Source organism: Brevibacterium sp. CFH 10365, assembly GCF_009299785.1.
GTDB classification, from domain to species: domain Bacteria; phylum Actinomycetota; class Actinomycetes; order Actinomycetales; family Brevibacteriaceae; genus Brevibacterium; species Brevibacterium limosum.
The window spans coordinates 173885-196973 of the sequence record NZ_VIGO01000003.1 but is presented as its reverse complement, the minus strand read 5'-3'; the positions used below and the strand labels follow the sequence as shown (position 1 = coordinate 196973).

General features: G+C 65.3%; 20 protein-coding genes and 1 tRNA gene. 14 read left to right on the top strand and 7 right to left on the bottom strand.

From position 1 onward, the window contains the following. Positions 1 to 33: 33 nt before the first annotated feature. The 3 genes from FHG09_RS07090 to FHG09_RS07080 are packed head-to-tail and all read right to left on the bottom strand — an operon-like array spanning position 34 to position 2478. Complete coding sequence (locus FHG09_RS07090; RefSeq protein WP_152346953.1) at positions 34 to 882, bottom strand: amino acid ABC transporter ATP-binding protein; 849 nt, start codon at positions 880 to 882, stop codon at positions 34 to 36. Next, complete coding sequence (locus FHG09_RS07085; RefSeq protein ID WP_152346952.1) at positions 879 to 1610, bottom strand: amino acid ABC transporter permease; 732 nt, start codon at positions 1608 to 1610, stop codon at positions 879 to 881. The genes FHG09_RS07090 and FHG09_RS07085 overlap by 4 nt, the downstream gene beginning before the upstream one ends. 25 nt (positions 1611 to 1635) lie before the next feature. Continuing rightward, positions 1636 to 2478 carry a substrate-binding periplasmic protein gene (locus FHG09_RS07080; protein ID WP_193627302.1) on the bottom strand — a complete coding sequence of 281 codons (843 nt, stop codon included), beginning with the start codon at positions 2476 to 2478 and terminating at the stop codon, positions 1636 to 1638. A 248-nt stretch (positions 2479 to 2726) separates the two neighbouring features. Here FHG09_RS07080 and FHG09_RS07075 point away from each other — a divergent pair, with 248 nt between their 5' ends. From FHG09_RS07075 to FHG09_RS07065, 3 genes are all read left to right on the top strand, one after another. Beyond that, complete coding sequence (locus FHG09_RS07075) at positions 2727 to 3764, top strand: Ldh family oxidoreductase (protein ID WP_227492609.1); 1038 nt, start codon at positions 2727 to 2729, stop codon at positions 3762 to 3764. 484 nt (positions 3765 to 4248) lie between these two features. Continuing rightward, positions 4249 to 4692 carry a universal stress protein gene (locus FHG09_RS07070; protein ID WP_152346950.1) on the top strand — a complete coding sequence of 148 codons (444 nt, stop codon included), beginning with the start codon at positions 4249 to 4251 and terminating at the stop codon, positions 4690 to 4692. Next, the gene (locus tag FHG09_RS07065) at positions 4689 to 6170 is read left to right on the top strand and encodes an alanine/glycine:cation symporter family protein (protein WP_227492608.1); all 1482 of its coding nucleotides are present in this window, start codon (positions 4689 to 4691) and stop codon (positions 6168 to 6170) included. Before FHG09_RS07070 ends, FHG09_RS07065 begins: the two co-directional genes overlap by 4 nt. 2 nt (positions 6171 to 6172) lie before the next feature. Here FHG09_RS07065 and FHG09_RS07060 read toward each other — a convergent pair whose 3' ends face one another. Further along, on the bottom strand, positions 6173 to 7933 hold the full coding sequence (locus tag FHG09_RS07060) for a PucR family transcriptional regulator (RefSeq protein WP_152346949.1): 1761 nt from the start codon (positions 7931 to 7933) through the stop codon (positions 6173 to 6175). Positions 7934 to 8043: 110 nt separating this feature from the next. Between FHG09_RS07060 and FHG09_RS07055 the strand changes: the two genes are divergently transcribed. The 5 genes from FHG09_RS07055 (at position 8044) to FHG09_RS07035 (ending at position 13904) form a co-directional block, all read left to right on the top strand. Next, positions 8044 to 9528, top strand: a complete 1485-nt coding sequence (locus FHG09_RS07055) for a CoA-acylating methylmalonate-semialdehyde dehydrogenase (RefSeq protein ID WP_152346948.1) — start codon at positions 8044 to 8046, stop codon at positions 9526 to 9528. 81 nt (positions 9529 to 9609) lie between these two features. Then, positions 9610 to 11043 (top strand): aspartate aminotransferase family protein, encoded by a 1434-nt coding sequence (locus FHG09_RS07050; protein ID WP_152346947.1) that lies wholly within the window; start codon positions 9610 to 9612, stop codon positions 11041 to 11043. Between the two features lie 301 nt (positions 11044 to 11344). Continuing rightward, positions 11345 to 12712 (top strand): inorganic phosphate transporter, encoded by a 1368-nt coding sequence (locus FHG09_RS07045; protein WP_152346946.1) that lies wholly within the window; start codon positions 11345 to 11347, stop codon positions 12710 to 12712. After that, positions 12709 to 12942: a hypothetical protein gene (locus FHG09_RS07040; RefSeq protein WP_152346945.1), complete on the top strand. Its 234-nt coding sequence runs from the start codon at positions 12709 to 12711 to the stop codon at positions 12940 to 12942. Before FHG09_RS07045 ends, FHG09_RS07040 begins: the two co-directional genes overlap by 4 nt. Before the next feature lie 299 nt (positions 12943 to 13241). Continuing rightward, complete coding sequence (locus tag FHG09_RS07035) at positions 13242 to 13904, top strand: hypothetical protein (RefSeq protein ID WP_152346944.1); 663 nt, start codon at positions 13242 to 13244, stop codon at positions 13902 to 13904. Between the two features lie 188 nt (positions 13905 to 14092). Here FHG09_RS07035 and FHG09_RS07030 read toward each other — a convergent pair whose 3' ends face one another. After that, entirely contained in the window at positions 14093 to 15925 is a 1833-nt protein-coding gene (locus FHG09_RS07030) for a phosphoenolpyruvate carboxykinase (GTP) (protein WP_152346943.1), read from the bottom strand. Between the two features lie 375 nt (positions 15926 to 16300). Between FHG09_RS07030 and FHG09_RS07025 the strand changes: the two genes are divergently transcribed. Then, positions 16301 to 16373 (top strand) — tRNA-Arg (locus FHG09_RS07025). 97 nt (positions 16374 to 16470) lie between these two features. Beyond that, positions 16471 to 17184 (top strand): hypothetical protein, encoded by a 714-nt coding sequence (locus FHG09_RS07020; RefSeq protein ID WP_152346942.1) that lies wholly within the window; start codon positions 16471 to 16473, stop codon positions 17182 to 17184. Between the two features lie 34 nt (positions 17185 to 17218). Here FHG09_RS07020 and FHG09_RS07015 read toward each other — a convergent pair whose 3' ends face one another. Beyond that, positions 17219 to 18043, bottom strand: coding sequence for a DNA alkylation repair protein (locus FHG09_RS07015; protein WP_227492607.1), 825 nt, complete (start codon positions 18041 to 18043; stop codon positions 17219 to 17221). Positions 18044 to 18301: 258 nt separating this feature from the next. Further along, positions 18302 to 19723 carry an argininosuccinate synthase gene (argG, locus tag FHG09_RS07010; RefSeq protein WP_152346940.1) on the bottom strand — a complete coding sequence of 474 codons (1422 nt, stop codon included), beginning with the start codon at positions 19721 to 19723 and terminating at the stop codon, positions 18302 to 18304. Positions 19724 to 19890: 167 nt separating this feature from the next. Here argG and FHG09_RS07005 point away from each other — a divergent pair, with 167 nt between their 5' ends. The 4 genes from FHG09_RS07005 to FHG09_RS06990 all read left to right on the top strand — a co-directional run bounded on the left by FHG09_RS07005 (position 19891) and on the right by FHG09_RS06990 (position 23005). Beyond that, positions 19891 to 20403, top strand: coding sequence for a GNAT family N-acetyltransferase (locus tag FHG09_RS07005; protein WP_227492606.1), 513 nt, complete (start codon positions 19891 to 19893; stop codon positions 20401 to 20403). 201 nt (positions 20404 to 20604) lie between these two features. Continuing rightward, a complete protein-coding gene (locus tag FHG09_RS07000; protein ID WP_227492605.1) occupies positions 20605 to 21753 on the top strand; it encodes a CPBP family intramembrane glutamic endopeptidase in 1149 nt (382 codons plus the stop codon). 69 nt (positions 21754 to 21822) lie between these two features. Further along, on the top strand, positions 21823 to 22311 hold the full coding sequence (locus FHG09_RS06995) for a DoxX family protein (protein ID WP_152346938.1): 489 nt from the start codon (positions 21823 to 21825) through the stop codon (positions 22309 to 22311). A 52-nt stretch (positions 22312 to 22363) separates the two neighbouring features. Next, the gene (locus tag FHG09_RS06990; protein ID WP_227492604.1) at positions 22364 to 23005 is read left to right on the top strand and encodes a GrpB family protein; all 642 of its coding nucleotides are present in this window, start codon (positions 22364 to 22366) and stop codon (positions 23003 to 23005) included. Positions 23006 to 23089: the final 84 nt, after the last annotated feature.

The window sequence follows — 23089 nt, the reverse complement described above, 5'->3', positions numbered from 1 at the left end:
GAGACCGTCCGGTCCCGGGGCCCAAGCTGCGGTTCAGAACCGCACCGCTTCGACGAACTTCTTCAGTTCGGGGTCTTCGGTATGGTTGAAAGCCTCGTCCGGCGTCGCGTTCACCGCGATCTCTCCCTCGTGGAAGAACACCACACGGTCTGCGGCCTTCGAGGCGAAGGCCATGTCGTGGGTGACGAGTGCGACGGCGATGCCCTCCTCTTCCTTGAGCCGGCGGAGGACATCGAGGACCTCGGCGGCGACCGGAGGATCGAGCGCCGAGGTGATCTCGTCACAGAGCAGCAGCTTCGGCTGCATCATCAGCGCCCTGGCGATAGCCACCCGCTGGCGCTCACCGCCGGAGAGCTGGACGGGCTTCGACCGGATGTGATCGGACATCCCCACCTCGGCAAGGGCCTTCTCGGCGCGTTCGAGAGATTCGCTCTCGGACATGCCGAGGCGCTTCCTCGGCGCCAGTGTGAGGTTCTTGAGCACGTCCATATGGGGCCACAATGTGTAGCTCTGGAAGATCATGCCCACATGGGAGTCGACCTGTTTCCAGGCCGGTGTCCGCTTCTGCTCCGAGAAGACCACTTCACCGTCGAAGGTCATCTCCCCATCGTCCGGGTCGGTCAGACCGGCGATCGCGCGCAGCAGAGTCGACTTCCCCGATCCCGAACGGCCGATGATGACGGTGATATCGCCCGCGCGCATATCGAAGTCGATGCTCTTCATCACCTCCCGATCGCCGAAGCTCTTGCGCAGACCACGGCAGGAGACGAGCACATCGCCGATGTTCGCCGAGATCGCTCGGCCGGCATGTGCGCGAGACGTGCTCGTCTGACTGTCGTCGCTCGGACGCGAACCCGCAGCGGCAGTCGAGGTCTCGTTCATGGCTTCACCTTCACTTTCCCGCCGGGCATCATCTGCACTGCAAGTCCCTTCTTCTTCCTGACGCTGCTTCCGACCATGAGATTCCGTTCGATCTTGCTGAGGATGAGCGATGCCGGGAACGCGATGACGAAGTACATCAGCGCGGCCACGGTGAGGATCTCGAGCGCCCGGTACGACTCGGTCGAGATCTTGTTCGCAGTGAACATGAGATCGGCGACGGCGATGGTCGAGACCAGAGCCGTGTCCTTGAACAGCGAGATGTTGAGCGAGAGGATCACGGGCAGCTGCTGTTTGAGTGCCTGCGGCACGATGATGTAGCGAATCTGTTGGAACCGGGAGAGCCGGAGCATCTTGCCCGCCTCGACCTGTTCAGGCGGCACCGCCTGGAACCCGCTTCGATAGGCCTCGGCCATGAAAGCGGTGAGGTTGAGGGTGAGCGCGATGATGGCTGAGATCGTCCCGGGGATGGTGATGCCAGTCAGTGTCGGCAGGGCGTAGTAGACCCAGAACAGCTGAACGAGCAACGGTGTGCAGCGGAATATCTCGATGTAGAGCTGGGCCAGCCAGCGCACCACTTCGATGTTCGACATCCGCAGGAATGCCACCGGGATCGCCAGGATCATACTCAGCGCGATGACGATGACTGCGATCTCAAGAGTGAGCACCAGACCATCGAGCAGCCGGGGGAAGTTGCTCGTGACGACGGTCCAATCGAATTGGTAGTTCATGATGACTCCTCGTCGAACCTGCTGATCACTTCATCTCAAGGTCGCCGAGGTCGTTGGGGTCCACAACTCCGGCCTTGTCGAGAGCAGCCTGGAAGGAACCGTCGTTCTTCGCGTTCTGGATCGCGATATTGATCACCTGCAGCGAACGGTTGTCGATGTCGGGACTGACCCCGTAGTTCGAATCGCTCTTGAAGATGACCGGCTTGGGGCGCACGATCTTCAGGGACTTGTTCTTCTGGGCGGCATCGGCGAGAGTCGGGAGATCGCCGAAGGCGGCCACTGCACGGCCGGCCTCCATCGCCGAGATCGACTGCGGAATCGCTTCGGCATTGACGATGTCGACACCGAGATCTTCGACCCGTCGTTCATAGGAGGTGCCGGTGGCCACGGCGATGCCCTTGCCCGAATCGACGATGTCTTCGGTGGACTTGAGGCCGGAGTCGGCCTTGACGATCCAGACTCCTTCATAGGTGTAGACCGGATCGGTGAATTGTATGGCCAGAGATCTCTCCGAGGTGGCGTCGAGGTAGGCGCCGACATCGAAGCGATCGGCTTGGAGGCCGGAGACCATCTTCGACCACTCGGCGGCCACCGGGGTGAACTTCACACCCATCTCCTTGGCGAGATTCTGCAGCGGCAGGACGTTGGGACCGCCCATCTTGCCGTCTTCCTGCTCACCGGTCATCGGCGGGGCGGAAGCGATGCCGACCCGCAGCTCGCCCTGGTCTTTGATCTTCTGAATCCACGCACCGTTCTCGGTGCCGCCTGCTCCGGAGCCTGAACGGAAGCCGGCGCCGAAGTAGCCACCGGCGAGGGCGAGGACTATGACCCCGACGATGGCAATGATGATCTGACTGGTTTTGGACATCGTTGTCTCTTCGTCATGCCCCGGTACGGTCATCGGACCAGGGTGCCGGATGTGTCGACGGGACTCCGCGTCGGTGCGAAGCGACACTTCAAACCGTCAAGTGTCATACAATTCACTCTATAGCGAGTCTTCGTGATTTGCGACACATGTGAGCCAATTTGACACACAACAGTTACATTGAGGGCGCCGCGCTCAATCTGACGGCGCCTTGTCAGACAATCGACGTCGAATGTGGTGGAGGCCCTCGAGTGAATGCCAGCGGAATGACCGGCTCGACCGGGGAAGCCTCAGGGACGAATCGAATCGCCTTCGACGATCTCGTCGCGGCCATCGAAGCCGAACTCACCGCGGCAGGAGCCTCCTCGGCTGTTGCGAGAGTGCTGGCGACCAACTGCGCCGCCTGTGAACGGGACGGTACTCTCAGCCACGGTGTCTTCCGGGTGGCCGGCTACCTCGATTCTCTGACCCGCGGCTGGGCGGACGGTGCTGCGGAGGCGAGTGTCGACGTCGTAGGTCCCTCCTATATCCGCATCGACGGACGCAACGGCTTCGCCCAGCCGGCATTGGCCGAGGCGCGGCCGACGATCGACCGGGCGCTGACCGACACCGGCGTCGCCGTCATCGCCCTGTGCAACACCCACCACTTCAGTGCCCTGTGGCCCGATCTGGAGTCCTTCGCTCGAGACGGTCGGGTGGCGATGGGCATGATCGCCAGCGGCAAGCTCGCCGTCGTCCCCGAGGGGGCGACGCGGCCGGTCTTCAGCACGAATCCCTTCGGCTTCGCCACCCCTGTGGCAGATGGGGACCCCATCGTCTTCGACTTCTCCACTTCGTCGATGTCCCATGGGGACCTGCAGCTGCTGCGCGCCGAGGGCCGGGAGGTTCCGATCGGGACCGGAGTCGATTCGACCGGCGCGGACACCACGGATCCGAACGCCATCCTCGACGGCGGCGGCATCCGCCCGATCGGCGGGCACAAGGGCGCGCTGCTGTCGTTCATGATCGAAACACTGGCCGCAGGGCTGACCGGCGGGGCCTTCACCTACGAGGTCGACGCGGAGGCCCCCGCGGGCGCCCACACCTTCCGCACCGGCCAGCTCTTCATCGTCATCGACCCCGAACGCGGCGGCAACGACGCCTACCTGGACCGAGTCCGCGATTTCGTCGACATGCTCCGCGACGCGGGCATGGACCGTCAGCCCGGTGACCGTCGCTACGCCAATCGCGCCGAGGCGGCCGACCGCGGAATCCCCGTCACCGACACGATCCGCTCCCTGTTCGATTGACCTGCGCCGACTTCAAGCCGCGCGCTTCTCAAGTGCCCTCGAGCCGCGTGCCCCTCGGCTGACTTGCGCCTTCGAGGGTCTCGATGCCGCTTTCCTGTGGCCTTGGAGCACCTCATTCGGTCGATGTCGGCGCCGTCCCGTCGAGCTGTTCGGCGGCGCCGCCTCGTGCCCGCGCTCCGATGTGGCGCAGAGGACGCTTGTCGGACAATCGAGTGAGGTCCGGCAAAGCCGTGCTCCGGTGCGGGCTCCCGCCTTTTCATGCCGTCTGATCACGCGAATCGGCTGATCGCGACAGTTCTCACCCATAGCAACGGGCCTGTGCGCCGCCTTTGCGGAAGACGGGTGGGCGCTGGGTGGTTCCTCCATTTTGCAGGATCCTCTCGTCTTCACGTCGATTGTATGACAAACTGTCTACCGGTTCCTTGACCTGGACGCCGGCAGAACATGCCGTCGTCAGTGTTCGACGAAGAGACAGGGAGTGAACATGGAATCGATATTGGTCGGAGTCGACCACAGCCAGGATTCGGTCCGAGCGGCGCGGTTCGCCATCGAGCGTGCAGCGCTGACCGGAGGCAGAGTCGCCATCGCACACGTCGTCTATTGGTCGAAGTTCGCCTTCCCGACCACTGTCGAGAACGAGGCGCGTCCCGGGCAGGTGGTCCGCGAACGAGAGCGCGCCAGAGCCGAGACCCTCGACCCGATCACCGAATGGGCCGAGGCCGAGGGGCATCTGGACAAGATCGAACTCGTATCCAAGGTCCTTCACGGGCGCCCGTCCGAGGTGCTGGCGGATCTGGGGCAGAGCGGTGACTACGACATGATCGTCGTCGCCCGCACCGGAGAGTCCCATCTGCGCAATGCGATCTTCGGCTCAACGGTCGATCGTCTCGTCCGCCACGCGCCGGTGCCGGTGGTGGTGGTCCCGTGATACAGGCCTCCAGCACTCCTCCTGCCGGGATCGATGCCTTCCTCGAGCAGCATTTCCGCCCCTTCGCCGAGGCGGTCGAATCCGTCGTGTTCTTCCCGCTGCCGGTCTTCGGCACCGAGGTCCCGATCATCGTGCTGTGGCTCGTGGCGCTCGGTGTCTTCTTCACCCTCTGGTTGAAATTCCTCAACGTCCGCGGGATGAAGCACGCCATCGACCTCGTCCGCGGCCGCTACACCACCGCCGATGCGGTCGGCGAAGTCAGCCATTTCCAGGCCCTGGCCACCGCTCTGTCCTCGACCGTGGGCCTGGGAAACATCGCCGGCGTGGCCGTCGCGATCAGCATCGGCGGGCCCGGGGCGGCCTTCTGGCTCGTCGTCGCCGGCTTCTTCGCCATGTCGACGAAGATGGCCGAGTGCTTCCTTGCCGTCAAATACCGCCGCGTCCACTCCGACGGAACCACCTCGGGCGGGCCGATGTACTACCTGCGGGACGGCCTCGCCGAGCTCGGCAAGGCCAGGCTGGGTAAGATTCTCGCCGCACTCTGGGCGTTCTTCATGATGCTCGCGGCTCTGGGCACCAACGCCTTCCAGACGAACCAGGCCGTCGCCCAGCTCGTCGAGGTCTCCGGTACCGGAGCCTTCGGCACGTGGCTGTCGGACAACCGCTGGCTGCTCGGGGTCATCCTGGCCGTCATCACCGGACTCGTCATCATCGGCGGCATCCAGTCCCTGGCCAAGGTCACCGGAGTTCTCGTTCCGGCCATGGCGGTCCTCTACATCGTCGGCTGCCTTGTCGTCCTCGTTGCGAACTTCACCGCGATACCGCAGGCCATCGGCGAGATCCTCGGCGGTGCCTTCAACCCGCAGGGCGTCGCCGGCGGCGTCATCGGATCCCTCATCGTCGGCTTCCAGCGGGCGGCGTACTCGAATTCGGCCGGCGTCGGCGATGCTCCCATCGCACACTCGACCGTGCGGACGAACCGCCCGCAGACCGAAGGCTTCGTCGCCTCACTCGAACCCTTCGTCGACACCGTGATCGTGTGCACGATGACCTCGCTCGTCGTGGTCATCACCGGAGTCTGGAGGTCGGCCGATCCCGATACCATCAGCGGCGTCACCCTGACTTCGCAGTCCTTCGCGACCGTCGCCGACTGGTTCCCCTACGTGCTCGCCGTCGCCGTCGTCCTCTTCGCGTTCTCCACGGTGCTGAGCAACACCTTCTACGGGATGAAGGGATTCGGCTACCTCTTCGGCGATCGAAAATCCGCGGAGAACGTCTACAAGATCGTCTTCCTCTGCTTCACCGTCATCGGAGCATCGGTGTCGCTGGGCCCGGTCATCGTCTTCACCGACTCGGTGTTCTTCCTGCCGGCGATCTGCAACGGCATCGGCCTCTACCTGCTCGCGAAGGTCATTCGCGGAGACTTCGACGACTACTGGCAGAAGCTGCGGGCGGGAGAATACGCACGAGTCGCCTGAGTTCAGCCGTACATCCGCCACCACAGCAGAGCCAGGTGCAGCGCCGTGCGCGACTCCGCGTCATCGAGCGAGACGCCGAGGCGGTCCTGCAGTCGCGTGATCCGGGCGTAGAGTGCGGGCCGGGACAGGTGCCCGGCCCGCGCCATCGCCGACTTGTTGCCACCATGGGAGAGATAGAGCTCGAGAAGATCGAGCAGCTCCTCGTCTGCGGAATCCGAGGGTGACTGCAGAACACCGCCCCGACGTCCGTCATCACCGGTCGAATCGGCGAGCAGCGGTCCCAGCTCTCCCTCGGCGAAGGCCCGGACCCGCGAGTCCTCGGCCAGCAGAGAGAGCAGTCCGCGAATGCGAACGTCGGAGGAGCGATAGAACGAACGCTCGCGCACATCGAGAGTCGATGCGACCTCGGCGACGTGGGAAGCCGTTTCGAGACCGGCGACCGCACGAAGCAGGGAGGTGCTGCTCCGACCGACGCCGACCACCCAGCTCGCGGCGATTCCCTCGAGCTCGGTGAGGAGGCGGTTGAGACGGTCATCGGCGTTCTCGGCAGCGAACGGACTCGCCTGCGCGGTTCCGTGCCCATCGGAGTCAGTTCCTGCCAGGGGAGCCCGCCGCTGTGGTCGTCGGTTTCTCCCGAGAGCCGGTGCCAGGACGAACCCGAATGCACCCGACTGCAGGCTCGTCATGAGCAGGCACATGTTCAGACGCGAGGCGGCGGAGGCGATCTCCTGCGTCAGACCCCGCTCCTGCAGCTGCACGCGAGTCGGATCGGTGTCGGTCTGCCGAACGATGCGGACGACCACCGGGGTCAGCTCGGCCTTGTCGGCGGGAGTGAATCCCAATGAGCGGGCGCGCTGACGTGCCGAGCGTTCGTCGAAGCCCTCCGAGTCCGTGATCTCGCGGATCAGTCCGCTCTGGGCCTGCAGCAGCAGATCCTGCTCATCACGATCGGCCATTCGAGTCAGCGTCAGGGCTTCACCGGCGCGTTCGATGACCTGATCGAGATCGGCGAGGGACTCAGACGCGGCGGGCACGACGAGCCGACCCCACCTGCGTGAGCGCAGACCGACCGGCGTCTGCCGCCACTGCGCCGAGCCATGCTCACCGGGTGCCGTGCTCGCTCCGGTGACGAGATCCATCCACTTCTGCGTCAGCGTGTGCGAACCACGCCCGGAATGAGCGAGAACACGATGCGAAACATCCTCGAGGACCACCGCTGTGCCCAACAGCTCGGCCGTACGGTCGACGATCGTCTGAACCCCTGCCCGATCGAGGCTCAGCTGTGTATAGGTCTCATGGATCTCCCGGGCATGTTCGAGCCGCGAGATCTGCTGCGCGAGAAGGCTCCGGTGCGCGAGCTCGGTGATTCTGACGAACTTCACCCGGCGAAAGAGCACGACGACAGGCAGGTCGCGCTCGGAGGCGGCCGCCCGGACGACTGTCCCGGCCGCCGCATCGGGCTCGGAGTCGTCATCGACGAGTTCGATGATCGTCCCGGCAGCCCCTGCTCGCTCGAGCTGGTCGAGGAACTCCGACATCGCCGCTTGCGAGTGGCGGAAGGTCGTGGCGGTGGTCAGCACGAGTTCCCCGCCCTCGAGGAAGCGTTCGACGTGTTCGGAGTCGGCGATGTGGACCCACCGGATCGTCCGACCGAGACCCGCGTCGCCGGCGAGCACATCAGGCTCTGCGGCCCTGATCTCCTCGAACTCGAGCAGACCGGCGATGCTCAGCGCTTCTCCACTCGACTCCTGCGCAGTATCCATTGACACAGTGTAAAGCCAGGGCGGAACTTTCTGACATTCTGACACTTTCGGGATCGGCGGTACGGACAGAGGATGGACTCAACCTACACATCGACGACGAAGGACACTCCATGGCAACGCTCTCTCACTGGATCAACGGACAGACCGTCACAGCGGACACCGACACCCGCCTCGGCGATATCACGAACCCCGCCACCGGCGTCGTCAGCGGACAGGTGGCACTCGGATCGAAGGCGACCGTGGAATCGGCGATCGCCGCTGCGGCTGCCGCATTCCCCGGCTGGCGCGACACATCCCTGGCCAAGCGGACCGCTGTCCTCTTCAACTTCCGCGAACTGCTCAACGCCCGGAAGCAGGAGCTGGCCGAGATCATCACAGCCGAACACGGCAAGGTTGTCTCTGACGCCCTCGGGGAGGTCGCGCGCGGCCAGGAGGTCGTCGAATTCGCCTGCGGCATCGCCGGACACCTGCGCGGCGGTCATACGGAGAACGCCTCGACGAACATCGACGTCCACTCCCTGCGTCAGCCGCTCGGCGTCTCCGCGATCATCTCGCCGTTCAACTTCCCGGCCATGGTCCCGATGTGGTTCTTCCCCGTCGCCATCGCCGCCGGCAACACCGTCGTGCTCAAGCCCTCGGAGAAGGATCCGACGGCGGCGAACTGGCTCGCAGAGCTGTGGAAGGAAGCCGGCCTGCCCGACGGCGTGTTCAACGTCGTCCACGGTGACAAGGAAGCCGTCGACACGATCCTCGACAGCCCCGACGTCGCCTCGGTGTCCTTCGTCGGGTCGACCCCGATCGCGAAGTACGTCTACGAGAACGGCACCGCCGCCGGCAAGCGCGTCCAGGCGCTCGGTGGAGCGAAGAACCACATGCTGGTCCTGCCCGATGCCGATCTCGACCTCGCCGCGGACGCCGCCGTCAACGCCGGCTACGGTGCCGCCGGTGAGCGCTGCATGGCGATCTCCGTGGTCGTCGCCGTCGATTCGATCGCCGACGCGCTCGTGGCGAAGATCGCCGAGCGCACCCGCACCCTGCGCATCGGCGATGGAGCGACCGAGCCCGATATGGGGCCGCTGGTCACCGCCGCCCACCGTGACAAGGTCGCAGGCTACATCGATGCCGGCGCCGAGGCGGGTGCGACGGTCGTCCTCGACGGTCGGGAGAACACCCCGGCCGACGGGTTCTTCCTCAACCCGACCCTGTTCGACGACGTGACCACCGACATGTCGATCTACACCGACGAGATCTTCGGACCCGTGCTCTGCGTCGTCCGCGTCCCCGGCTACGACGAGGGCCTCGACCTCATCAACGCCAACCCGTACGGCAACGGCACCGCGATCTTCACCAATGACGGCGGCGCCGCCCGCCGCTACGAAAACGAAGTCGAGGTCGGCATGGTCGGCATCAACGTCCCGATCCCCGTTCCCGTGGGCTACTACTCCTTCGGCGGGTGGAAGAACTCGCTGTTCGGAGATACCCACGCCTACGGCGACGAAGGCGTTCACTTCTTCACACGCGGCAAGGTCGTGACCTCACGCTGGCTCGACCCCAGCCACGGAGGACTCAACCTCGGCTTCCCGACCAACGACTGACACCCACGCCACACAGAACCACCTTGGCGGCCGATGCGCTCAACGGCGGGCGCATCGGCCACTGACGAAAGAAGGACTGACATGACCACTATCGACACCACCCCCGCCGAGGCGGCCGCCTCGGCGCGTTCGACAGCGGAGTCCCAGCCGCGGATCGGTGAGGACGTCCTCGCCGCCGGGCGACGGGCCCATGAGCTCGACCGCGCCCACGTCTTCCATTCCTGGCAGGCGCAGGGACCGTTCCAGCCGATGACGATCGTCGACGCGGAAGGCTCGTACGTCTGGGACGGTGAGGGGCGGAAACTGCTCGACATGTCCTCGCAGCTGGTCAACACCAACATCGGGCACCAGCACCCGACAGTCGTGGCGGCGATCCAGGAGCAGGCAGGCAAGCTGTGCACGATCGCCCCGCAGCACGTCAACGACGCTCGTTCGGAGGCAGCCCGGCTCATTGCCGAGCGCACCCCGGGCGACCTCGACCACGTGTTCTTCACGAACGGCGGCGCCGACGCGAACGAGCACGCGATCCGGATGGCCCGGCTGCACACGGGCCGGACGAAGGTGCTCTCGGCCTACCGCAGCTACCACGGCGGCACGCAGCTGGCCGTCAACGTCACCGGCGACCCGCGCAGGTTCGCCAACGACTACTCCGCTGAGGGCATCGTCCACTTCATGCCCGCCTACCCCTACCGGTCGTACTTCAACTCGACGTCCGAGGCCGAGGAGACACAGCGGGCGCTGGCCCATCTCGAGGACATGATCACGCTTGAGGGGCCCGGCAATATCGCGGCCCTCATCCTCGAGACCGTTCCTGGCACAGCGGGCATCTATGCCCCGCCGGCCGGTTACCTCGCCGGTGTGCGCGAGCTGACTGCGAAGTACGGGATCGTCTTCATCGCCGATGAGGTGATGGCCGGGTTCGGTCGCACCGGTCGCTGGTTCGCCCTCGACCGCTGGGACGTCACCCCGGACCTCATCACCTTCGCCAAGGGCGTGAACTCCGGATATGTCCCCCTTGGCGGGGTCGCCATCTCCGAGGCGATCTTCGAGACCTTCCGCGATCGGGCCTACCCGGGCGGACTGACCTATTCGGGACATCCGCTCGCCTGTGCGGCAGCGGTCGCGACGATCACCGCGATGGAATCCGAGGGGATGATCGCCAACGCGGACCGCCTCGGCGAGGACATCATCGGTCCGGGTCTGCGGGAGATCGCTGGGCGTCACCCCTCGGTCGGGGACGTGCGGGGAATGGGGTGCTTCTGGGCCGTCGAACTCGTGAAGGACCGAACGACGAAGGAGCCGCTGGCGGCCTACGGCGGCAGCTCGCCGGAGATGAACGAGGTCATCGCGGCACTCAAGGCCGAAGGCGTGCTGCCGTTCGCGAACTTCAACCGGATTCACGTCGTGCCGCCGCTCAACACCCCGGATGAGGATGTCAGGTTCGGGCTCGCCGCCCTGGGCCGGGCACTCGACGTCGCGGATCGGTACGTCACGGAGCAGATTCGGACCGCCTGAGGGAGGCGCCGCCTCGGTGAGGGCGGGCCGCGGATTCCGGAGAGCGGGAGCCGGCGGCCGCCTCGGCGAGGGGACTGCTGGGTTCGGGCCCCCGTTCGGAATGTGAGAGGAATTGCACTCTCAGCCGGGCGGGGCCCGTTTGCGCACGTCAAAAGTGAACAAAAGGTGAATGAGGTGGAGTAGGGTCGAATTGCGGGTGAAGAGCAGTTGAATCTGTGGGTAGACTTCTGCGGGATAGTGATGGCTGGCCGTCAGCTGCATCATCCACGGTCCGAATAGTGTCTACACCCAAGGTCGATTAGTGGAAATCATCTTCGTCGTCGTGCTCGTCATCGCACTGGCACTGTTCTTCGACTTCACCAATGGCTTTCACGATACGGCCAATGCCATGGCCACCCCGATCGCGACCGGGGCCATCAAACCGAAGACCGCGGTCACGCTCGCCGCGATCCTCAACCTCGTCGGCGCCTTCCTCTCCACCGAGGTGGCCAAGACCATCTCGGGCGGCATCATCAAAGAAGGCGGCGGGGGAGTGCAGATCACTCCCGACTTCATCCTCGCCGGCCTCATCGGCGCCATCATCTGGAACATGGCGACATGGCGCTTCGGCCTTCCGTCCTCCTCGTCCCACGCACTCTTCGGCGGCCTCATCGGCGCGGCCATCGTCGGTGCCGGACTCAACTCCGTCGACTACGGAGTCTTCCTGTCCAAGGTCGTCATCCCGGCTCTGGCGGCCCCGCTCATCGCCGGCTTCAGCGCCTACCTGTGCACCCGCATCGCCTACGCGATCACCCGCCGCAACGAAGAGGGCAAGACCGCTCGCCGCGCACCGTTCAAGTACGGACAGATCTTCTCGTCCTCGCTGGTGGCACTCGCCCACGGCACGAACGACGCACAGAAGACGATGGGCGTCATCACCCTCGTGCTCGTCTCCGCGAACCTGCAGGAGCACGGAACCGGCCCGCACATCTGGGTCATCACCGCGTGTGCTCTGGCGATCGCACTGGGCACCTACGTCGGTGGCTGGCGCATCATCGACACCCTCGGCACGAAGCTGACGACGGTCAAGGCTGCTCAGGGGCTGTCGGCCGAGACGTCGACGGCTGCGGCCATCCTCGCCTCCTCCCACCTCGGCTTCGCCCTGTCGACGACGCAGGTGGCCTCCGGCTCGGTGCTCGGTTCGGGACTGGGCCGCAAGGGCGCCGACGTCCAGTGGTCGACGGCCGGCCGGATCGCCTCCGGGTGGCTGCTGACGATTCCCGCCGCCGCCATCGTCGGTGGGATCGCCGCCGGAATCGCTCATCTGGGAACGATCGGCGTCATCGTCGACACGGTCATCGCCGTCATCGTGGTGCTGTGGATCTACCTCAGCTCGCGGCGGGTCGAGGAGACCGATATCTCGAACTTCGACACCGTCGGCGAAGCCGTCAACATCCGCGGTCGCAAGCGCAAGCTGCGCAAGGACCGCAACCGCAAGCGTGCTCAGGTGAAGAGGGAAGCCCGCTACGCAGCCTGGGAAGAGAAGCGGGCAGCCAAGGAGAAGCGCCGCGCCTCGCGGGGTGCGGAGAAGAACGGGGCAGTGCCGGCCGAGGCGACGAAGACCGGATCGGCTTCGACTGGAGCCGATGCGAGCCGGGCCGATGCGAGCGATAAGGGAGACGCGAGATGATCGAGTGGAGTTCGTTCGCCATCGTGGCGGCCGCGACATGGATCTCGGCCATCATCGTCATCACGCTGTTCTCCATCGCCGTGCGGATGCGCGCCACGCACCTCGACCGGATCGACGAGGGCCGCAGCGGTTCAGCCCTGCCGGTCGCCTACTGGACGGTCTTCGGCATCTGCGGAGCCGTCGTGGTCCTCGGCGTCTACCTCATCGTCCCGGCCCTCCACGGCGCCTGACGCTTCGTGCGGATGGGTGCCGGGGTGCATCCCCCACCGCTCGTGTCATAACGCACCGCTGGTAGGCCATCGGTCACCACTAGTGCCAGCTCCTACAGTTGCACCGAGGCGATATGGCACTGCGACGGTGTTTTGCGACTGCCGCGTGGGTGTGAGACTCACGCGAGGGAGTGACGCTGCCGCGTGGGTGTGCCGCCGCCGGTGTGGGATGCCCAAGGGATTGCGCTGGGGTGTTTCGGGCAGAGGAGCTGCGTGACGCTCCTGATGGGCAGCCGGCGGCTTCGGCTTAGACTCGTGCTGTGAGAACTCCGCCGCACAATCCTCGACATGCCGCCGATCTGCAGAAGGAGATCGCCAAAGCCGATCGCCTACGCGTCGAGCAATGGCATGCAGCGATGCGACGCGATGGACGCGTCGTGCTGCGAACGAACCTGTTCAAGACGTTCGCAATGGGACTGATCTGCTGGCTGTTCGTTGGAGCGATCATCCTCATGTTCTCCGTCACCCCCGGCTCGACCTGGAACCCGCTGTCCCCTGACTTCGGCGGATGGCCGGTGTTCTTCTTCATGCTGGTCTTTGCCTTGGCCTTGCTGATGTTCGGCGTGGGCGCGGTGGCGTGGACATTCATCTTTCCTTTCGTACGACCACAGGTAGTCGTGTCGCAGTGGGGTGTGGAATCCTCATGGTGGAAGCCGGGCGGACGCGTCAGGCAGTTCGCAGCCCCATGGTCAGGCATCGTCGATATCGGGGGAGAATTCCAGTGGAGGAAATGGCCGCTTCCGGACGCGCTGATCGTGACGATCACCGCCCACGGGGCGACCGCTCATCAGAACGCGCTGATCGGCAACGTCAGGAAGCCGGAGATGGTCACCTACCGTGTCCTCAGAGAACTCAAAGCGCGGCCGCGTGATGTGCTGGTGTTTCTCATGCAGATCCGAGGAGCGCAGACGGCGCACTGCTGAGTCCCCGCTGCCTCATTGGTATAGTCGCGAACCAACCATGGAACTCAGGCTGGCCCTCAGACGGGACAACCCCGCACCCTTCACGGAACATGACAATCCCCCAACCACCTCGGCGGCGGTTGGGGGATTGTCATCGGTCGGACGGCTCGGGCCGTCGGCGACTCAGGCGAGGGCCTCGGTCAGGAGGCTCAGGCGAGGCCGAGGCGCTGACGGAGGTTGTCGACCTCGGCGCGCAGTTCGGCTGGAACCGAATCGCCGAGCTCGGCGTACCATTCCTCGATCAGGCCGAGTTCGGTCTCCCACTCTTCGGGTTTGATGGCGAGAGCCTTGCGCAGCTGCTCATCGGTGAAGTCGAGGCCCTCGGTGTCCAGACCGCCCTCGACCGGGGTGAGGCCCAGCGGTGATTCGACGGCCTCGGCGGTGCCGGTGACGCGCTCGAAGACCCACTTGAGAACGCGAGAGTTCTCGGAGAATCCGGGCCACAGGAACGAGTTGTCGTCGTCGCGGCGGAACCAGTTGACGTAGAAGATCTTCGGCAGCTGGGCGCCGTCGGTGTTGCCGATGTCGAGCCAGTGCTGCAGGTAGTCACCGACGTTGTAGCCGATGAACGGACGCATCGCCATCGGGTCGCGGCGGACGACACCGACGGCACCGGTCGCGGCGGCGGTGGTCTCCGAGGAGAGCACCGAGCCCATGAAGACGCCATGGGTCCAATCCTTGGTCTCGGTCACGAGCGGCATCGTGGTCTTGCGTCGACCGCCGAAGAGAATGGCCGAGATCGGCACGCCGTTCGGGTTGGTCCACTCGGGTGCCAGGGTCGGCACGTTCGCGATCGGGGTGCAGAAGCGCGAGTTCGGGTGAGCGGCGGGGGTGTCGGACTCGGGAGTCCAGTCGTTGCCCCTCCAGTCGGTGAGGTGTGCCGGCGCCTTGTCGGTCTTGCCTTCCCACCACACGTCACCGTCGTCGGTCAGGGCGACGTTGGTGAAGATGTTTCCGCCTTCTTCGATGGCGCGCATCGCGGTCGGGTTCGTGGTGTATCCGGTGCCCGGAGCAACTCCGAACAGCCCGAACTCGGGGTTGACGGCGTAGAGCTGACCGTCCTCGCCGAAGCGCATCCATGCGATGTCGTCACCGAGGGTCTCGGCCTTCCAGCCGGGGATGGTCGGTTCGATCATGGCGAGGTTCGTCTTGCCGCAGGCCGAGGGGAATGCGGCGGCGACGTACTTGACGACTCCTTCGGGGTTCGTCAGCTTGAGGATGAGCATGTGCTCGGCCAGCCAGCCTTCGTCGCGGGCGATTGCGGAGGCGATGCGCAGCGCGTAGCACTTCTTGCCCAGCAGAGCGTTGCCGCCGTAGCCGGAGCCGAAGGACCAGATGGCGCGATCCTCGGGGAAGTGGGTGATGTACTTGGTGGTGTTGCAGGGCCAGGCGACGTCGTCCTGTCCCTCTTCCAGCGGAGCGCCGACGGAGTGGACGCACTCGACGAACTTCGCGTCCTGGGCATCGATCGCGTCGAGGGCGTACTTGCCCGAGCGAGCCATGACGAGCATGGAGAGCACGACGTAGGCCGAATCGGTGACCTCGATGCCGAACATCGGCTGATCCGCCTCGGCGTGGCCCATGACGAAGGGGATGACGTACATGGTGCGTCCGCGCATCGAGCCGTCGAACAGCGGATTGAGGGTTTCCTTCATCTCCGCGGGGGCGACCCAGTTGTTGAGCGGACCGGCATCCTTCTCGTCCTCGGAGCAGATGTAGGTCCGGCCCTCGACGCGGGCGACGTCCTCGGGGTCGGAGGCCGCGTAGTAGGAGTCCTTGGTGCCGGTCAGGCGCTTGATGGTGCCGGCCTCGACGAGCTTCTCAGCGATCTCGTTCTTCTGTGCTTCGGAACCATCGATCCAGACGATGTCGTCCGGGGTGGTCAGGGCGGCGATCCGGCCGACGAATGAGAGCACCGACTCGTTGTCGGTCGGTGCGTTCTTCAGCTGGTCAGCGACGACATCATGGTCGAGGACAGTCATGAGTGGTCTCCTGGTCAATCGGGTGTGGGGTTTTCGTCTCAGGCGGCTGGCGTCCGTCGAGCGGTTGATACATATCCACCGTAGGATGGGAGCGGAAGCGAAAAACGCCGGTTTCGGTCACTCAAAGATGTGCATTGGATCACAGCCGGAGGGTGATTGACGTGAATGGAACAATGTCGTGACGTGTTGTTTCAAGTGATTGACGGTTTGTTTCACCGGTGATGCACGGCTGAAATCTGCGATTTCATCCCCTCTCGCCGAGGCGGCATCGACCGTTCGTGTGAATGTGGCGAAGCGCACGTGGGTGCGATTTGGGCTTCGGTGAAACGGGTGTGTATAGTTGTTCGAGTTGCAGGGCGTGAGTCCGAGCGACATGCGCCACTAGCTCAACGGATAGAGCATCTGACTACGGATCAGAAGGTTGGGGGTTCGAATCCCTCGTGGCGCACCGAAAGAAAGTCCCTCACCTGGCAGGTTCGCTGGTGAGGGACTTTTTCGTGTGCGGATGAAACGCCGAACTATTGATCCGAAGGTTGGGTTCTGTGATGAGAAAGGCCCGTCGTCATCGTGAGGAGCTCGGCGACGTCATCGAAGTCTTCGCCGATCGCCCAGGGCCGAAGACCGTGACGGCGTTCGTCCTCGGCTGGGCGCTCTTCACCGGTCTGACGTTCATCAAACCGGGGGAGACGCCGCTGCTGACGATTGCTCCGGGCATCATCTTCGCGGTGATGTTCGGTCTGATCCTTCTCTATCTCTCGGGTGAGCGGCTCATCGTCTGCGAACGAGGGATCCTAGTCGGTTCCATTGCTCCGGGTATTCATCCCTACGCCATTCCCTATGGGCAGATCACGCCCGGCAGCGTTGCCGGGGTCGCCGGCGCGAACAGATACCTCAAAGAGGTCGGACTCCAAGGACAGATCGCGCAGTCAACGCTGCGAGCGTCCTGGTGGACGAAGAACGGTGTCCACTTCGTCGCCTGCTCGGCCGAGGACGCCAGGCGCGGGCGCAGGCGTTTCACACTGGCCCTCGACCCGATTCCACGGTCGATCGACGGCCGCTGGATCTGGTTCGCGGGCACGGGGAGGCAGTCCCCGAGGCGCGCGGTCGAGGCCATCGCCCGGGCCGCCTCGGCGGCTGGGTATCCGCAGTTGGCTCAGGCCGCGCTCGACCGCGGAGTCGTCGAGCTGACCGGCAACCCCGCGGATGCGGCACGCCAGCTGCCGGGCCACCCGCCGGTCGGCAGGGGTGGAGTCAGATAGTCGGGACTCGGGTCACCTGCGGCCGAGGCTTGTGTCACCTGGCGTCGAGCACGGCTTCCCGCTGTTCGGCGGACAGGCGCTTGACCGCCTCGCGGATCGTCACACTTGAGGTGCGGTGAGCGCGCGGCAGGATCCATTCGAAGACGAGATCCGGGCGTTTGCGTGAGGTGTCGCGCAGGACCCAGCCGATGGCCTTGCGGATGAAGAACTCCTTCTCCTCGAGCATCGCGTCGGCGAAGCGGGAGAACCGCCCGAAGTCGCCGCGGCCCTGCCGCAGGGGCACGAGATGTGCCAGAAGAGCCGAGCGGCGGATCCAGAAATCTCTGTCGGCTGCCCACCGCTCAAGTACGGGGTCGACGGCGGCGTCACTTTCGCTCAAGGGACCGATGAGGTCTCCGGCCAGTGGATCGACCAGCGCCCAGGTCTTCGCCCCGCGAAGCATGTCCTCGATGAGGTCGGCATCCCCGGCGCCGAGGCGGTCCTTCGACTGGATGAGCACCATCGTGGCCGCGGCGCGACGTTCGTGGACTGGCGCGGATGCTCCTGTCGGCGGGGTGGCGTCAACAGCCTGCTGCGCTTTGCCAGCTGATGTGTCGTCGCCGGAGGAAGAGCCTTCCGGTGTCGGTGCGGCCCAGAGGAGTCGTGTCAGCTCGATGACCTCGTCGTGGCACAGTGCCGTCCCGCGCAGAGCCTCACGAACGACGGCGCGAGTGTCCGGGACACTCACTCCAAAATGGATGAGTTCGCTTTTGAGATAGGCCTTTTCCTTCTGAGCGCGTTCGCTGCGGCCACGGGCACGCAGATCTCGGTCGACCGCCTCGGCGAGGGTCTGGACGTTGTTCCGGGAATCGGAAGTCATGGAACGAATCATTCCATGGCCGCGCCACCTGCGGGTACGCGCATTGCATCGTGCGGTGAATGCGAAACGGCCGACAGGTGGACTCCGTCGATCACGCTGATCGTGGAGCCACCTGCCAGCCGTTCTCTGTTCTCAACCGGAGGCCGCGAGTCTCATGCTGCGCGGTACCTCCGGAAGTTCTGGGGACCTCCGGCGCGGGAGGGCCTCAGCCCGACCGGGACTATCGTCCGGCGCGGTACCTCAGCCCAGGCGCGGACCTCAGTCCGTACCGGCGTCGAAGGCGGCGGACAGTCCGGCGAGGTCGCCTGCTTCGTCCACATCGGCGTTGGAGTTCGCGATCTCTTCGGCGCCACCGGCCTCGAGCGAGCCCACGAGCTCGGATGTCGGGCCGGACACGATGCCCATGGCCGCGTACTGCTCGAGGCGGGCACGCGAGTCGGCGATGTCGAGGTTGCGCATGGTCATCTGACCGATGCGGTCCTCGGGGCCGAAGGCGGCGTCGCCGACGCGCTCCATCGACAGCTTCTCCGGGTGGTAGGACAGGTTCGGACCGGTCGTGTTGACGATCGTGTAGTCGTCGCCGCGGCGCAGGCGCAGGGTGACCTCGCCGGTGATCGCCGAGGCGACCCACCGTTGCATGGATTCCCGCAGCATGAGCGACTGGGGGTCGAGCCAGCGTCCCTCATACATCCGACGGCCGAGGCGGCGGCCCTCTTCGTGGTAGAGAGCGATGGTGTCCTCGTTGTGGATGGCGTTGAGCAGGCGTTCGTAAGTCACGTGCAGCAGGGCCATGCCCGGAGCCTCGTAGATGCCGCGGGACTTCGCCTCGATGATGCGGTTCTCGATCTGGTCGGACACGCCGAGCCCGTGGCGGCCGCCGATCTCATTGGCCTTGAAGACCAGGGCGACAGGGTCGTCGAATTCTTCGCCGTTGATGGCGACGGGACGGCCGGCCTCGAAGCGGACCGAGACCTCTTCGGACTTGACTTCGACGTCATCGCGCCAGGCGGCGACGCCCATGATCGGTTCGACGATGTCGAGTCCGGCGTCGAGGAACTCCAAGGTCTTCGCCTCGTGGGTGGCGCCCCAGATGTTCGCGTCCGTCGAGTAGGCCTTTTCGGCCGAGTCGCGGTAGGGGTAGCCGTGCTCGACGAGCCATTCGCTCATCTCCTGCCGACCGCCGAGCTCATCGACGAACTCCGAGTCGAGCCAGGGCTTGTAGATGCGCAGCTTCGGGTTGGCCATGAGGCCGTAGCGGTAGAAGCGCTCGATGTCGTTGCCCTTGTACGTCGAGCCGTCGCCCCAGATGTCGACGCCGTCTTCCTTCATGGCCCGCACGAGCATGGTGCCCGTGACGGCGCGGCCCAGGGGAGTGGTGTTGAAGTAGGTCTTGCCGCCGGAGCGGACGTTGAACGCACCGCACTGGAGGGCGACGAAGCCCTCTTCGACGAGCAGGCGCTTGGCGTCGACGAAGCGCGCGATCTCGGCGCCGTATTCCTTCGCGCGTTCGGTCACCGAGTCCAGGTCGGGTTCGTCGTACTGGCCGATGTCGGCCGTGTACGTGCAGGGGACGGCACCCTTGTGGCGCATCCACGCAACCGCGCAGGAGGTGTCCAATCCGCCGGAGAAGGCGATTCCAACGTGCTCACCGACTGGGAGCGAAGACAGTACTTTCGACATGGCACCAGCGTAACGTCATTGAGCGACGATTGTCGAATTGTTATACATAGGAATGTATTTTTATGTGAGTGGTGCGGGTGGACGCGGTGCTGAATGGGGACAGTGCCGCGGCCCACGCTCCCTCAAGGCCTCGCCGAGGCGGCCCTGCCGATTGCTATCGTGTGTGGGTGACGAATCCTCCCGCGCCTCAGCTCACCGTCCGCCCCGAGACTTCCGGCGACATCGACGCCATCCGCGTGCTGACGACCGCCGCGTTCGACCGGACCGATGAGGCCGAGATCGTCGACGCCCTCCGCACATCCGGCAATGGCCTCGAGGGCCTCTCGTTCGTCGGTGTCCTCGATAGTGAAGTCATCGCCCACGCCATGCTCTCCAGGTGCTTCGTCGGCGGAGTCCCGGGAGTCTGCCTTGCGCCCTGCTCCGTGTGGCCTAAGCGTCAGCGCACCGGTGCCGGCACCGCCGTCATCGAGGCGCTCCTCGCCGAAGCGGCCCGCCGCGGTGAGGCATTCGCCGTCGTCCTCGGCCACGCCGACTACTACCCGCGCTTCGGCTTCACCCCGGCCTCAGGCTTCGGCATCACCCTGCACGTCGACGTTCCCGAAGAGGCGCTCATGGCGATGCCGCTGGCCGGCAAGGTGCCCGCAGGTGGCCTGGCCTTCGCCCCCGAATTCGGGGTCTGAGGCTCGTCCCCACCTGCCCTGCCCCGTCCTGTCTGCCCCGAACTGCCTGCCCGGGGCGTGTTCGCACGATCCTCGTCCGCGCGGCTGATCACGATTTCATCCTCGCGGCGGAGGTGCCCGACGACGGCGGGTCATAGCGTGGAATCACAGGCACGGACCATCGCCGAACCGGTGATCACAGTGCAGGAACGAGGAGGAACCGTGAACACGCAGACGCACAGTCAATCGGGATTCGCCGAGGTGGCCGGACCGGCCGCCGAGACGCCGGGTTCGAATCCGGCTGAGTCCGGCCCGGCCGCATCCTCGCCCGACCAGTCCACCCTCACCGAGTCCCCGTCCGACGGGTCCGTCCCCACCGAGGATGTCGACGCGAAGGGGCGGCCGCTCGCCGTCGTGCCCGCCCGGGTCCCGTGGCTCGAGATCGGCATCTTCGCCGTCACCGCATTCGGGCTCGCTTGGCTGGCCTGCCTGCCGCTGTGGTTCTCCGCGGAGGGGATCGGAGATCCCGTTCTGCTTCTGGCCTGCGGCAGCGCCATGATGTTCACTCCGCTCATCGCGAGCATCATCGCCTCCATCGTCCAGCGCCGCCGCGCCCGTGCCAGGGGAGAGGTCCTGGCCAGTGCTCCGCGCTACTTCGGCTTCTGGCCGGTGCGCAGCTTCGGCCGAGTCATCGGGATGACCATCGCCGCCTTCTTCGGAATCATGGTGCTCGTCGTCTTCGGCTACCTGGGCAGCGCGGCCATCGGATGGCTCGCCCTCGATCTCGACGGGCTGTCCGGGTTCAAAGCACAGCTGGAGTCGATCCCCGGCACGGACTCACTGCCGACTGCCGCTGCCATCGCCATCTACCTGCTGCTCATGTTCGTCAGCTCGGCGGCCAATGTCGGTGTCACGATCGGCGAGGAATTCGGCTGGCGAGGATGGCTGCTCACCAGTCTGCGTCCCCTGGGCACCTGGCCCGCACTGCTCACCATCGGCGTCGTCTGGGGACTGTGGCACTCACCGCTCATCCTGCTCGGCTACAACTTCGGCCGCCCCGACATCGCCGGTGTGGGTCTCATGGTCGGCGGCTGCATCATGGTCGGCATCCTCTTCGGCTGGCTGCGCCTGCGCACCGGATCCGTGTGGCCGGCCGTATTCGCCCATGCCGCACTCAACGGCTGCGGGGCCATGTTGCTGGGCCTGTTCGTCGATGCAGGTGCGCCGACTCCGGATCCGGCACTTGTCGCGTTCCTCGGAGTCGCAGGCTGGATCATCTCCGCGATCGTCATCGCAGTACTCATTGTCACCGGCCAATTCCGCAAGCAGCCGGAGCTGGGCCTCAAGGCGAAGGCCGGCCGCGAATCTTGAGGCTCGGCCCCGGCGTCGGCTAGGCTCAAAACCCGATCAACCGGAATCCCAAACTCACAGGAGCCTCATATGACCTTCGGACCTTCGCTGCTGCAGACCGCCGGACGCGTGTTCACCGCACCGATCTTCATCAGCGGCGGATACTCGGCCGTCACTGATCCGGCAGGCAAGGCGGCGATGGCCGAGTCGACCCTGGACACCATCCGCGAATACGTGCCCGGGCTGCCCGATGACAACGAGCTGCTCGTGCGCATCAACGGCGGCGTCCAGATCCTCGCCGGCACCACCCTGCTGTTGGGAATCAAGCCGCGCCTCTCGGCACTCGCACTCGCCGGGTCCCTCATTCCGACTACGCTCGCCGGACACTCCTTCTGGGAGATGGAAGGCGGAGAGGCGAAGGCTCACCAGACCCAGTTCTCGAAGAACCTCGCCGCGCTCGGCGGACTGCTGCTCCTCATCGGAGCCGGTGAGAACCAGAAGGCCATCGACAAAGCGGCCGCCAAGGCTGCCAGGAAGGCTGCAAAGAAGGCCGAAAAGCGCGCCCTCAAGCAGGCCTGAGGCATGACACAGCCGTCCGCCGATGGCGCCTCCGCGCAGAATGCCGCGGGCGGTGTGTCCGCCGATCCGATGTCAGTCAGCCGCTATCGCTGACATCATCACCTTCAACGACGTCAAAGATCCCGAGCTCTGGACGCGACCGACCGAGCCGTCGGCCGCGATCGAGATCGTCGACCACGACCCCGCCTGGGCCGACCAATTCGCCGAGGCGGCCCACCAGATCCGCGGCGCGCTGACCCCGAGCGGTGCGTTCGGCGGCATCGACCGCGTCGGGTCCACCTCAATGCCGGGATTGCCCGCGAAGCCGATCATCGACATCGCCCTCGTCGTCGCCGACCCCTCTGCCGAAGACGACTATGTCCCCGCGCTCGCCGAAGCGGGATCCGGTCTCACCCTCCGCGAACCCGTCTGGTACGAGCATCGGATGTTCAAACAACTCGACTCGGATCCCGGGCAGCCGGGATGCAATCTCCACGTCTTCGGACCCCGGTGCGCGGAAGTGGCACGGATGCGGCTCTTCCGAGATCGGCTGCGGGAGCATGCGGGCGAGCGCGGGGCCTACCAGTCGGTGAAGCGGACCTCGGCCGCGGAATCAAACGCGGTCGGGGAGACGGTCATGGGCTACAACGCCCGCAAGCAGGCCGTAGTCCGCGAGATCTACCACTGCATCTTCGAAGCTCGAGGCTGGGTCTGATCCACTCCACTGATGCACCAGTTCCGATGGGTCTGATCCACTCCACGTATACGCCCATCCCGAAGCGTCTGATCCGCTGACTCA